The following is a 13,638-nucleotide window of genomic DNA, read 5'->3' on the forward strand; positions in this document are numbered from 1 at the left end:
TGGCACTGATAGAGACTATTTTTTAGGCAATTTGCAGATAAAAATAGCAAGCTTAGTTACTCTAAGGGTCTATTTTTATCAATAAAGTGGCAAAAAATAGTCCTGTCCTGCAAGGCTGATGCTAAAATCGCCCTAGTCGTTGTAAAAATCTAGCCAAGGCATCTGCATTACCTGCAATTTTCACTTAGACTAGAAATATTTTAGCTATCAGCAGTGCCTTCTTGTGAATACTCAAACACGCCCTAACCTACCCACCGATAATCGATAGATTATGCATAATGCCACTATTAGACTCATGCAAATGATGATGCTCAGGTTTGATCGGCATAAAGCTATGTAAGGTATCGACCAACCCTCGTACATCGTTGCTTTGTAAGTGCTGACGGATATCGTAGTTGCCTTGGTCAAACAAGCACAGATGCACTTTGCCTTGGCTGCTTACTCGCAGACGATTGCAAGTATCACAAAAGTGCGCCGCATAAGGGGCAATCATACCAATACGTCCAACATAGTCTGGATGACTATACTCAACCGCTGGACCATCGCTACTACCGCGCTCGTGAGGTTGCCAGCCGTGCTCTAATAGGTAATCGATGATGGTATCGGAGTGCGCATGCTGGGCAAAAAACAGATCACTGTTATCACTGGTTTGCATAAATTCTATAAAACGATAAGTGACGGGTCGGTCTTTGACGTAGTCGATAGCGGTTATCAGATTTTCAAAGGCGGTTTCTGCCATTAACACACTGTTAATCTTAAGTTTGATATCTGTGGTCGTAAGCAAGGTATCCATATCAGCGAGCAGCTGCGGCAAAGTATTAAAACCCGTCATCTTATAAAAGGTAGCGGCGTCAAAGCTGTCCATGCTGATATTAAGCTGATCAAGACCAGCCGCTTGCCAACTAGGTAGATGTTTACCCAGCTTATAACCGTTACTGGTCATGGCAACGGTTTCTATGCCCAGTGTCTGTTTAATGGTTTGAATAATCTCGACCACGTCACGGCGAATGGAGGGTTCACCACCAGTGATTCTGACCTTTTTGGTGCCAACTTGAGCAAAACCGCGAATAAGCGTAGCAATCTCAGGAATACTTAGCTCGTCATCAGGGCGCTTGCCTTGGTAGCCATTGGGCAGGCAATACTCACAGCGAAAATTGCAAAAGTCGGTGATAGATAGCCGCAAGTAAGTCAAACGACGGGCAAAGCCGTCCGTTAAAGGCTTAGTGTCTAAATGCTCTGCAGAACTGGCAGGCGCAGCGAAAGACGACGCCCCAAAGCTGTCAGCTATAGCGGACGTGGCTGGCGAATACAGTTGAGCACTGCTTAGGTTAAGAGTATCGTCATTCATAATTTACTACCATCGGTATTGCTAGTTGTAAACGCTACTTGCGCTTATCGTCTATCACCCTATTGTACCGTTTATCCGCAACTTTTCTTGTAGTGATCTTTAAGTGAATTGGCAAACACATAATCAACTATTCGATCAATAGTTAGCGATGTAGCCAAGGAAAAAGCTGCACCATCACCTCACTATTTGCTGCGACATCGCCGCTGTCTTTGTCCAACACGACAAAACAGTTGGCAAGACTAAGCTGTTTGATTCTATGTGATTGCTGTCTTGAAAAACACTCCACTTGATACTCGCCTGCCGCGCTTTGCGACAATACACCGCGCTGGAAGTCCTTGCGACCGACTGATTTTTTGATGTCATTTATTAGCATGGCTTTGACATTTATTTGCATCGGTTGCTCAGATACGCTAGCGCCTGATAGTTGCCACAACGCTGGAATCACAAACTGTAGCGCGCCTACGACTGTAGATAATGGGTTACCTGGCAAGCCAAAATACAATACAGGCTTATCTAAATCTTTGTTTAATTCACCAAACATGAAGGGCTTACCAGGCTTCATCGCCACTTTATAGTGGTTAATCTGACCCAATTGCTCGATCACTGTGGTCAAAAAATCATAATCGCCCACTGACACGCCAGCGGTAGAGATTAGCACATCACAGTCTTGCATAGCCTCATTGATAGCAGCCGTAGTCTTATCCAAATTATCAGGGATAATGCCATAATCGCGGATGGTAATCGGCAAATCCGCCAGCAAAGTCTTTAGTGTTGGGGTGTTGGAGTTATATATTTGCGCAAGACTTGTCAGCTTATCGCCAACAGCAACGAGCTCGTCCCCTGTCGCGAGCACCCCTACGATAAGCGGCTCAAAGACATTAACTTGGCTCACACCTAAATTGGCAAGTAGGCTGATATCCGTAGGGTTAAGGCGCTTACCGACTTTTAAGACCGCTTCACCTTGCTCTATTTCTTCGCCTTGCTTGCGAATATTGCTATCGATGTGAGCCGTTTGCGTGAGCGTAATGGCGTAAGGCTTTGATTTATCAAGCGTGTCTTTTATTTCTGCAAAGTTGGTGTTCTCTTGCATGATGACAGTATCACAGCTATCAGGCACCACCGCCCCTGTAAAAATACGCACACCTTGCCCTGCTGCAAGCTGACCTGTATAAGCGCTGCCCGCTTGTGACTCACCGATGATCTCGATAGAACTATCTGCCGATAGTGTGCTGCCTTGAGCGATAGCATAACCATCCATCGCCGATAGGTTTTGCCGGGGTACATCAAAGTTTGAGGCGATATCTTGCGCTAGTATCTGATTGCGGCTGTCTTGCAAAGCGCACGTTTTAATAGCTCTCTGCTTTAGAGAAAAATCGTTATTATTATAATCCTCTACGCGCTGTTTTATCGCTGATTGCAAGGCTTCCATAGTAATCATAAAAATACTCTTTTTTATTTATAGTACTAAACTTATAGTATTGAACTTACAGTATTAAACGTCAAAAACTGCGCTATAAAAATTACTTTGTACTAACTATAGTTAATTCAATACAAAAACGATACAGCGAGATGAAAATTTGCTTTTCTTGCGTGCTGTGCCTACGCCGACAAAGGCTGCGAAAAACAAATTTTTATCAAGCAACTTGGTAGCTACCTATCTGATTTATTTGGATTCGACTATATCAATCCATCTTTGCGCTCTAGCATGAGCGAGTTGGTAAGGGGTGTCAATATCATAGCTAAGCTGAGGATTAACGACGCTGCTAATTTGGTCAGCTGGTAGACCTCTGATTAAGTGACGTAGGCCTTTATCCCCTGTTAGTAATGCCTGCCATTGATTTAGTAGCTCATAATCAATGACTAACGGCAGTCCAACGATATCTTTTTTGACGGTATTATGAGCCACTGTTCTATCTGAATTTTGCTCATCGCTCCAGTTATTTAAACTGCTGTATCTGCTAGCAACTACTCTTTGCGATGCTACCAGCAAGGCTTGCAAATGCTCTTTATCGAGTAAGATTTGATCAATACCCATAATCAATACTCTATTGATTGATAAACTATCATTGCTGTCTAAATGATTTAACGCCTCAATACCTAAGTACAAACTATGCGCCATACCTGTATCAGGTGTTGGGTTTATAATCCTATGCACATTATCCTGCTGATCGATCATACCTTTAATAGCAGTATCTATTGACAGATTGCCTTGAGGGGTAACCATCACAATAACTTGCGGCTGAGTCGCTAAGGCCAGCTGAGTCATATAGCAGATTAAGGGTTCGCCCTCTTTTTTAAGTAGCTGTTTTGTTTGACCTAAACGCTGACTAAGACCACTTGCCAAAATAATAACAGCATGGTTTTGCATCATCATGCGTGGCTCATCATAGCTATATCGTTATTTGCTAAATCTATATGTTGAGCTGGCGGTGCTTGATTATGCGTAACTGCGTTAATCTGCGCCATGATACCCAGTGCTAAAGCTTCGGGCCCATCGCCACCCAGCTTATAGCCAATAGGATAATGCAGCTTATCGATACCCTCATTTAAAACACTAGCATCAGATTTTGTAGCTTTAATCTCATCAATTAGACGCTCGGTACGATAGCGCGGGCCCAATTGTCCCAGATATTTATGGTTGACACCTGTCAATAATGCAGCAAGGCGAGCACGGTCTTGACTAAGGCTATGCGACATTAGAGCGACGGCAGCGTTTTCGCTGAGTTTGAGCAAGGTATCCGTATCGTCTAACGCTAGCGGCAGCACTTCATCTGCCTGCGGGAAACGTATCCGCGTAGCATATTGCGCGCGACTATCTACGACGGTGACATGCCAGTCTTGCAACTTTGCCATGGTGACCAGTGGCATCACATCATTGCCTGCGCCGCATATCAATAGACGGACTTGCGGCTCTAATCGTTGCATGAGCCACTCTGTGGTTGGCTGTTTATTATCTTCACTTTTTATAATCAGGTATTTAGTATGGTTATTACCTAGTTTGTGCTGAGCTAATTTTTTGGCAGTACTATAAGCAGTACTATTAATTAGGCTTAAATCAGTTTGCTCAAAGCTATCGTGAGCATTTATAAAAAGATCTGATGCTATCTTTGGCTGAGTATCGTCATCCAAATGAAGGCGCATACCGATTTGCATCTGACTCTCAGAAGCATTATCAGTACGAATCAACGTCGCTATCGTAACGGGCTGCTGGGTATGTCGAACTTGCCTGATGATGTCTAATAGCGCCGTCGCTGTCCTTAAGCGCTCAAACAGCACATGCACCCGTCCGTTGCACCCTAAGCCAAAATTTAGCTCATCTAAATCAAGATCATAGTCGTCATCTAAATCTGCTTCTACAGAATCATCTGGCGCTATCGTTTCACTAGCTACAGTTTTATCGACAGGAGCGTGCGCTTCACCGCTTTGCGTATATTCAATATCATCGCCCGTTTGATAGACTTGTACGCTTGCGCCATTGCGAGTAAGCCAAAAGGCGCGTTTGATAATATGCGGCTCAAGGCAACCACCACTAATCATGCCGACAGAGCGTCCATCCTCGCAAATAAGCATCATCGCGCCCGCACGGCGATACGCTGAGCCTTCGGTGCGTACGACCGTTGCCAGTACAGCATCAACATTTTGACTTTGAGCAACACTTGCTAATTTGAGGATATCAGCGATTTGGTTCATAGTTTAATTCATTCTTTTAAAAAACAAATAAAACCTGCTTAATATTAAAGATAATAATGAGCAGGTTTTAAAGGATGGTCAAAGACGAGTTCGGACTTGAGGTTACTCAGGCATATCTGCTAAAAGCTTATCTAGAGTAATCGGAAAGTCATATACACGCACGCCAACGGCATTATAAATCGCATTCGCAACCGCTGCCGCTGATCCAGAGATTGCCGTCTCGCCAATACCCTTAATATGCATAGGGTTGGTGTATGGATCGTCCTCTTCTAAAAGAATAACATCCAGTTGCGGTACATCTAGATTGACAGGAACATGGTACTCCGCCAAGTCATGATTGCACAGTCGGCCGTCGCGTTTATCATGGATGACTTCTTCCATCAAAGCAGAACCAATACCAAATATCATACCGCCATAGCACTGCGAGGTCGCCGTTTTGTGATTAAGAATACGTCCAGCAGCATATACTCCAGTCATGCGCTTAACCCGAATCTCACCGGTAAATCTATGCACGGCAACTTCAGCGAAATTGGCACCGAAAGAGGCTTGACGGTAGTTTTTACCGTTTTTGCCCGGTTTGATCTGACCTTTAGCACTGATTTCTCGCTCCTCATATTCAGCGATGATATCAGCTAAGGCGTACGATTGCGCTTTGCTAAAGTCGTATTGCTCATTTGCAGGTTTTAATTCAGGAAGCGGCATACCTGTCTTTGCCGACACTTTATCTGCCAAGTCTGCAGCCTTATTTACCAAGCCTGATACTTTATCTACCACGCTTTTATCGACTACTCCTTTCTCCACCAAGTTTTTATCGACAAAGTCTGCTACTTTTTCTCTACTTGCTCCAATAGCGGCTTCTGCCTTGCTAGGCTGATGCTCACCTGCTTTTTTGATCTGACCGTTATCTAGGCGAATAGTATCGGCATGAAGTCCTACTTTTTTTGCAAGCATTTCGCGTAGCTGCTCGCAAGCTAAATAGACACCACTACCTGCACTCGCAGCACCAAAGCTACCGCCAGAACCAGAGGCGGCTGGCAAATCACTATCGCCGAGCTTCATCTCAACGTGATCAATCGGCAGTCCTAATAGCTCAGCTGCAATTTGAGAAAACACCGTATAGGAACCCGTACCGATGTCGGTCATGTCCGTCTCGATGATAGCTCGAACGCCAAGCTCTTTGGTATCATCTACTTGCAAGATTGCTCTTGCTTGAGAAGGTTGCAGCATATTACCACGAGAGGTTGCCGACATGCCCATCCCTATCCACCAATCGCCTTGTAGTTGACTGGCAGGTTGAGGGTTGTGCTTATCCCACCCAAACTGCTCTGCACCTTTTTCCATACAAGCGACTAGCTGACGAGTTGAGAATGGAATCTCTTCGCTAGGATCTTCTTCGGGCTCATTGCGGCGGCGCAGCTCGATTGGATCAATCTTTAGCTGTGAGGCCAGCTCATCCATAGCACACTCAACCGCGATCATACCCACGGCTTCGCCTGGAGCACGCATAGAGCCTGATAGCACTTGATTCATATCTACCATCTGGTAGTGGACGCGGCGGTTTTCGCCACGATATAGATAATGAGTAGATAATGCCGTCGGCTCAAAAAATGCCTCTCCTGGCAAATTGCTGGTAGTAGTATCATGAATGAAGGTATTAATAATGCCTTCATTATCACAGCCAATAGCGATGCGCTGACGCGTGTTTGAGCGTCTGATCGTCGCCTCCATCACTTGTGGGCGTGTCATTACAACCTGTACGGGACGCCCAACTTCTTTTGCAGCGATAGCAGCAGCAATAGACTCAGGCGCAATGCCAAGCTTACTCCCAAAGCCGCCACCGACATAATAGGAGATAAGATGTACCTGATCTTTATCTAAGTCTAGTGCATCCATAATCTGCTGTTTACAAGAAGCAATCATTTGGTTTGAAGAATACAGCGTTAGCTTATCATCTTCCCAAAACGCAAGCGTCGCATGCGGCTCCATAGCGGCGCTGTTTTGGCTTGGCGTATGATAAAGGCGATCGAGGGTGACCTCAGAATCACTAAGCCCTTGCTCAGGGTCGCCTTGCTCAGCGTTTTTGTCTGAGCCCTTTTTTTCATCGACATCATGAGCGTTGGGCAGCTCTTGCTCAAAATCTACAGCGGCCTTGTCTGTCTCATCTTTATAAGTTACTTTGAGCGTTTTGGCCCCTTCTCTTGCCGCCTCAAACGTTTCGGCAACGACTACTGCGATAGGCTGACCGTGATAAAAAACTTCACTGACGCCTTGCGTTGGCGCTTTGGTCATACCGCCTTGCTGGGCATTGCGCAAAAACTGCTTAGGGTCGGTAACGACTTTGATAATACCCGGAATATCAGCAATCGACTCACTATCGATGTTCTCGACTTCGCCCTTGGCAATAGTGGCACCTACCAAGACACCATACACCTGGTTATCTACTGAAATCTCTGCACTGTAAGCGGCTTGACCACTCACCTTTAGTGAGCCTTCAACTCTATTGATCGGCTTGCCTACTACATTGCTAGCCGTGTTGTCGAATAGGGTATCAACAGACTCGTTCATCGTCTCTTTATTGGTCGGTTCTGACGGTAATACGGTATCTAATAATGACATGATTATGCTCCCTCGCCTGCTAATGCACGGCCAATGACTTGTTTGAGTAGACGACGTGTAAGTGGTATTTTAAAGTCGTTTTGACCACTACCTTTGGCATTTTTTAGTAATAAGTCCGCAGCCTGCGCGATAATGTCATCATTGCCATCAGTGCTGGTTAACAAGGCTTCAACGTCCTCATTGCGCCATGGCTGAGTACCGATACCACCAAAGGCTAAGCGTACGGTTGCCAAGTTTCCATCGTCATCAGTATCTACGACTGCAGCGCAAGAGACGAGTGCAAAAGCATAAGAAGCGCGATCTCGCACTTTGTCATAAGTGTGCATACCTTTAATAGGTGCTGGCAGAACGACATGAGTAATCAGCTCACCTGACTCCAAAACGTTTTCGATATGCGGCGTATCTTTTGGCAGACAATAAAAGTCTTTGACATCAATTTTGCGAGTTGAGCCATCTGCTTTGACCGTCTCGATAGTGGCATCTAATAAGCGCATGGCTACAGCCATATCGGAGGGATGCTGCGCGATACAAGAGTCGCTCGTGCCCAAAATCGCTAGAGTGCGGTTCTCGCCATTGATAGCAGGGCAACCTGATCCTGGATTGCGCTTATTGCAGGCGCTATCAGTCTGATAAAAATAATAGCAGCGCGTCCGCTGTAAAAAATTACCGCCTGTGGTCGCTTTGTTGCGTAGCTGACCGGTCGCCCCTGCCAATATAGCGCGAGACAACACAGGATAATGAGCAATCACTTTAGGATGCGCAGCCAAGTCACTATTACTAACGAGGGTACCGATACGTAAACCGCCATCTTCTGTGTCTTCTACTTGCGTAAGCTCTAAACGCGTAACATCAACCAGTTTAGTCGGAGTTTCAACTTCAAGCTTCATTAAATCAAGTAGATTGGTGCCGCCTGCGATAAAGGAAGCGTCTTTGGGAGTAGCAAACATAACCGCTTGCTGCGGCTCAAGGGCGCGAATATATTCAAAGCGTTTCATGAGCGGTCTCCTGATGTACGACTTGGCGTTGTATTATTTGGCTTACCTAGCTGGGTCTGACTTGGCGGCGGTGACCAGATGCCAGTGACTGCCTTTTTGCTTGTGTCATTCTTCGATGAGTCACCAGCTTGGTTTTGCAATACCTGTGAGATGGCGCTTACGATATTGGGATAAGCGGAGCAGCGACAAATATTACCGCTCATACGCTCAGCGATTTCTTGTATAAGCTGCCCATCAGGATTTTGCAAGTCTTCACTGACATAGCTTGGCCAGTTTTGTTTGACCTCATCTATAAGCGCTGTCGCAGAACAGATCTGCCCAGGCGTACAGTAACCGCACTGAAACGCATCATGATCTTTAAAGGCTTGTTGCAACTCAGACAGCGACTCTGGCATACCGATACCTTCAATCGTCGTGATCTCATCACCATCATGCATGACGGCTAGAGTCAAACAAGCATTAATACGCTCACCATTGATGAGGATAGTACAAGCGCCGCATTGACCGTGATCGCAGCCCTTTTTGGGACCCGTTATTTGCAAGTGCTGACGACATAAATCAAGAAGAGTGGTACGAGGGTCAAGGTCATCGAATCGATGCTCTTGGTTGTTAATCGTTAACGTCAAATTAGACATGCTGGCTTCCCGCTGGCAGTTGGTTATTGTTTTTGGGTAAAGACATAAACGTGAGCTAAACATTTAGTAAGTGTATTATGACCTATCAATACGCTTACTGTGTTTTACCTTTGTAATACTTTTGAGCAAACTAAAATATTTAGGTAAATGACTACTCACAAAAAAAGCGCCATAAGCGCTTGAGGTTAAAGAGTCTTTACTCGTGTTTATTACAAAAGCAACTAAGCTTTGCTCATGATGTCAGCTTCACTAAGGCGTGATTTGGGCAAAGTCGCGTTATAGCCATCCCCGCTTCGATAACCTAGACTGACAACGCCAATTGAGCTAAATCCTTTAGTATTTAAATCCAGCTCTTCATCTAGCACTGCAAAATCTACTCCTTCCATCGGTGTTGCATCGATACCGAGCATAGCTGCCGCAAGTAGTAGCGACCCCATCGCAATGTGTACTTGCTGCGCTAACCAGTGTGCTTCATCTTTAGTTGCGTAGCGATGGTTATTGATAGACTTTTTGCGCTTAGCGTCCATTTGATCTTTGTGTTTGGGTTTAGTAAAGCGGTCATCGGCATCTTCTTTGTCTAGCACTTTTTGCAGATATTCATTGTCTGCATGCGCCAAACTGCAAAAGACAATAACGTGTGAGGCATCTCTTATCTTATGCGAGTTAGCCTCATGATGACCATCAGTCGCTTTAGCAATGCGCTCTTTACCCGCGTTATCATCAGCGATGACATAATGCCAAGGTTGAATGTTGGTCGCCGACGGGCTTAGACGTAACACGTCTTTTAAGCTCTGAAAATCAGCCGCTGATAATTTTTTGTTTGTATCATAGTCCTTAACGCTATAACGCCAAGTCATAACCTCAGATAAATCTGTTAACTCATGCGCCATCGTTTTATGACCTTTTTAGTTATTATTTACTCGTATCATAGCCTGCGTAGTAAGTTACTCTGTCCTGGCGCAAAAATCCCGCCAGTCCCAATCCGTAACGCTCTGCAACGCGCACCGCTGTACTGGTTGGCGCTGACATACCTACTAACCAAGGCAGGCGCATACGGATAGATTTTTGTACCAGCTCAATAGATAAGCGCGAGGTCATCACCACACAATCGATGTCGGCCTTTTGCCGAAGTTGCCAGCCAATCAGTTTATCAAGAGCATTATGACGTCCAACATCTTCAAATAGATACAATTGACCCTCATAAACTGTCGCCGCCGCATGCACAGCGCCTGTCAGTTGATGAGTGTGTTGGGCCATATCGATCTTCGCTCGTATCGCCAGCAAAGTATCTAACTCTGGGCGTAAGCTTGGCTTGGAATGAGAGGTTACTGAGCCCTGATAAGCACTCAGATCAGGCAGTGCTTGAGCGAGTCCTGTGATACCGCACATACCGCAGCCCGTTCGACCTGCCAGTTGGCGCTTTTGTGCTTGAATACGCTGATGACAGCGCTGGTTGAGTACCAGCTCTACCACGTAAATATCATAATCTAACAAATGCTCTAATGACTGTGTACTGTCGCTAAAGGCTGCAAAACTGGCGCTGTCGGTCAGTTGCGTAACGTCCCAATCGAGTAAGTCTCGACTGTGATCGATCAGCCCTTCACTAAACAAAAACCCAACAGCCAGATACTCTAACTGTTGGGGACTTGCCATCAACACAGCGTAGTGAATACCATTAATCACAATAGAGACAGCAGCTTCGACAGCTAAGCTTGCCTGCTGACTATCGATATCGAATTCATCTATTGCACTTATCGACCCTGCACTGAGCGATTCGTCAAAATTATTCTTTGTGTTCTTAGTCTTTGAGTAATAGTGTTTATGCGTTAAATGATGACGTGACAAAGGCGATACTGATGTCAATGCGCGCGCTGTCTCAAGGTCTGTATCAATACTCATAACTACTCATGCACATATAAACGACATTATAAAATAGCGCCCTGATCACTGTTTATCTCATTACGCGGGTACTGCCAAACTCATATCTTCAGCAGTTTTGTCTTTACTAGTCTGCTGTATCATAGCCATTTTTTCTAAGACAACCGTTGCCGATTTATACGCTGGTATATGCGAGTCTGGTGCTTGAGTGTCTAGATCAAATAGATCATTGCACTCAGGATAATAGGTAGCGACTGCATTGGCGGCGATGTCCATCTCTGTCAATACCAGTGGTCCCAATACGCGCTTCTCGCCGCTACTGGTCTCACGAGTAATCTGAACTTTATCGCCTTTGCTCCAGCCTAATCGGCTTATCTCATCAGGATGCATAAACAGCACATCACGGCGATCAGTTTGACGATAGCGATCTTTGTAGCCAAATATCATGGTATTAAACTGATCATGACTGCGTACGCTGGTTAATTGCCAAACCTGCTGCTTGCGGTTTTGACTATCGATAATGCTGTTGGCACCTTTATTAAGGGCAGAGGTTTTCGATTGCATCTGTTCTGCGACAAAGGTTATTGGATACTTGGGCACTTCAAACTGCGCTTTTTTACTGTCGGTATTCCAAACACGATGACGCGCAGGATGATACAGATGAAAACCACGATCAGCGGCGCGTACACGGTAGTTAAAATTCTCAAAACCGTCGATAGCTTGGGCGACGTAATCACGAATGATATCGAAGTCCTCACCCATCTTTTGCCAAGGAATGTCGAACTTACCGCCCAGTACATGAGTTGCCATGTCAGCGACAATCTGCACCTCAGATTTAAGTGTATCACTGATCGGCTTGAGGTTACCCTTAGAGCGCGCAATCTGGCACATCGAGTCCTCTGTTGTAACGAACTGCTCGCCTTTACTGGTGATAATTTTTTCGGTACGGCTGATACAAGGCAAGATAATATTGTTAGCGCCAGGGTGCAGCATAGTGCCATTGAGCTTTGTCGCGACAAAGACGTTGAGTTCAGTGGTGGTCAATGCCTGCTGGATTGCACTCATATCGGGCGCAGCTACCGCATAGTTACCACCCATACTTACAAAGGCTTTAAGCTTACCTGCAATCAAAGCTTTGGCACCTGCAACGACATCAAAACCATCTTCACGAGGCATCGGCTGCTTAAACACGCGCTCAAGACTATCGAGTAGTTTTTTATCTGGGCGTTCATGGACACCCATAGTGCGATCGCCCTGTACATTGGAGTGACCACGCACCGGAGACGCGCCAGCGCCTTCGATACCTATCATACCCATCAGTAGTAGCAAGTTGGTGATCATCGCTACATTATCATCACCTTGGACGTGCTGAGTAATACCCATACCCCATGTACAGATAGTCGCTGGACTATCGGCAACTAAGCGTGCAACCTCAATGATTTGCGCTTGATCAATACCTGAACCGCGCTCAATATCTGCCCATGACTGCTCTATGAGCCACTGCTGTAGTGCCTCAAACCCTGAGGTATGCTCAGCGATAAAATCAGTATTTATCTTATCATTCTCAAGTAACCATTTTGCAATACCTGTCAAGAGCGCCGCATCCCCTCCGATCTGGATCTGGATCATATCATCGACCAAATCATCACTCTGACCTGCTGCCATGTGCGTCGGTTTCTGCGGATTTCTAAAGGCGCTTAGCCCCTGCTCACGCATTGGATTGACCGAGAGTATCTTGCAGCCTTGCTTATGGGCGTGTGCGAGCATCTCAAGCATACGCGGATGGTTGGTCGCAGGGTTTTGACCGAACATAATGATCAGGCGCGCCCGCTCAAAATCCTCTAGCATTACCGTCGCCTTACCTACGCCCAGCTGACGACCAAGCATCACTGAGGTTGGCTCATGACACATATTGGAGCAATCGGGCATATTGTTAGTGCCATATAGACGCACAAACAACTGATAAAGAAAAGCGGGCTCATTGGTTACACGCCCTGAGGTGTAAAACAGCGCCTCATCAGGAGAGTCCAATTGATTAAGCTGACTTGCAATACGCTCAAAAGCGGCGTCCCAAGAGATTGGCACGTAACGATCTTGCGCCGCATCGTACGCCATTGGTTCTGACAAGCGTCCACTATGCTCAAGCTCATAACCTGTCCAGCTTTGTAGTGCGGTTACCGTATGCTTGGCAAAAAAGGCTGCGTCGGCTTTAGTAGACATGGTCTCACTAGCAATCACCTTAAAACCTGTCTCACAGACATCTAAAGTTTTATGCGTCTTGTGATCAGGCCACGCGCAACCCGGGCAATCAAAGCCGCCGTTTGGCTGATTACTCATCAGTACGCTCATGCTCCCGCGCAAAAATGCTTTGTAATCCATAAGTTTACGAGTCGATGCGACCAGCGCAGGCCAACCGGCTGCAGGATGGGCATAAATAGGAATCTTGCGCATAGGAGACCTCATGTCATTTGTGTCA

Annotated in this window: 10 protein-coding genes; all 10 read right to left on the reverse strand. The window is 45.9% G+C overall.

Annotation, left to right across the window (positions count from 1 at the left end):
- Positions 1 to 247: 247 nt before the first annotated feature.
- Positions 248 to 1,348 carry a GTP 3',8-cyclase MoaA gene (moaA, locus tag ACR64J_RS09365; protein ID WP_435949426.1) on the reverse strand — a complete coding sequence of 367 codons (1,101 nt, stop codon included), beginning with the start codon at positions 1,346 to 1,348 and terminating at the stop codon, positions 248 to 250.
- A 142-nt stretch (positions 1,349 to 1,490) separates the two neighbouring features.
- Positions 1,491 to 2,786 (reverse strand): molybdopterin molybdotransferase MoeA, encoded by a 1,296-nt coding sequence (locus ACR64J_RS09370; protein ID WP_435949427.1) that lies wholly within the window; start codon positions 2,784 to 2,786, stop codon positions 1,491 to 1,493.
- Between the two features lie 225 nt (positions 2,787 to 3,011).
- Positions 3,012 to 3,722 carry a nucleotidyltransferase family protein gene (locus ACR64J_RS09375; RefSeq protein ID WP_435949428.1) on the reverse strand — a complete coding sequence of 237 codons (711 nt, stop codon included), beginning with the start codon at positions 3,720 to 3,722 and terminating at the stop codon, positions 3,012 to 3,014.
- Complete coding sequence (locus tag ACR64J_RS09380; RefSeq protein WP_435949429.1) at positions 3,719 to 5,038, reverse strand: XdhC family protein; 1,320 nt, start codon at positions 5,036 to 5,038, stop codon at positions 3,719 to 3,721. The genes ACR64J_RS09375 and ACR64J_RS09380 overlap by 4 nt, the downstream gene beginning before the upstream one ends.
- A 102-nt stretch (positions 5,039 to 5,140) precedes the next feature.
- Complete coding sequence (locus ACR64J_RS09385; RefSeq protein ID WP_435949430.1) at positions 5,141 to 7,654, reverse strand: molybdopterin cofactor-binding domain-containing protein; 2,514 nt, start codon at positions 7,652 to 7,654, stop codon at positions 5,141 to 5,143.
- A gap of 2 nt (positions 7,655 to 7,656) precedes the next feature.
- Entirely contained in the window at positions 7,657 to 8,649 is a 993-nt protein-coding gene (locus ACR64J_RS09390) for an FAD binding domain-containing protein (protein WP_435949431.1), read from the reverse strand.
- Positions 8,646 to 9,284, reverse strand: a complete 639-nt coding sequence (locus tag ACR64J_RS09395) for a 2Fe-2S iron-sulfur cluster-binding protein (RefSeq protein ID WP_317198729.1) — start codon at positions 9,282 to 9,284, stop codon at positions 8,646 to 8,648. Before ACR64J_RS09395 ends, ACR64J_RS09390 begins: the two co-directional genes overlap by 4 nt.
- Before the next feature lie 221 nt (positions 9,285 to 9,505).
- Positions 9,506 to 10,174: an oxygen-insensitive NAD(P)H nitroreductase gene (gene nfsB / locus ACR64J_RS09400; RefSeq protein ID WP_435949432.1), complete on the reverse strand. Its 669-nt coding sequence runs from the start codon at positions 10,172 to 10,174 to the stop codon at positions 9,506 to 9,508.
- Between the two features lie 22 nt (positions 10,175 to 10,196).
- On the reverse strand, positions 10,197 to 11,183 hold the full coding sequence (gene fdhD / locus ACR64J_RS09405; protein ID WP_435949433.1) for a formate dehydrogenase accessory sulfurtransferase FdhD: 987 nt from the start codon (positions 11,181 to 11,183) through the stop codon (positions 10,197 to 10,199).
- Between the two features lie 60 nt (positions 11,184 to 11,243).
- On the reverse strand, positions 11,244 to 13,613 hold the full coding sequence (locus ACR64J_RS09410) for an FdhF/YdeP family oxidoreductase (protein WP_435949434.1): 2,370 nt from the start codon (positions 13,611 to 13,613) through the stop codon (positions 11,244 to 11,246).
- Positions 13,614 to 13,638: the final 25 nt, after the last annotated feature.

The organism is Psychrobacter sp. DM8, from assembly GCF_051307025.1.
Classification (GTDB): domain Bacteria; phylum Pseudomonadota; class Gammaproteobacteria; order Pseudomonadales; family Moraxellaceae; genus Psychrobacter.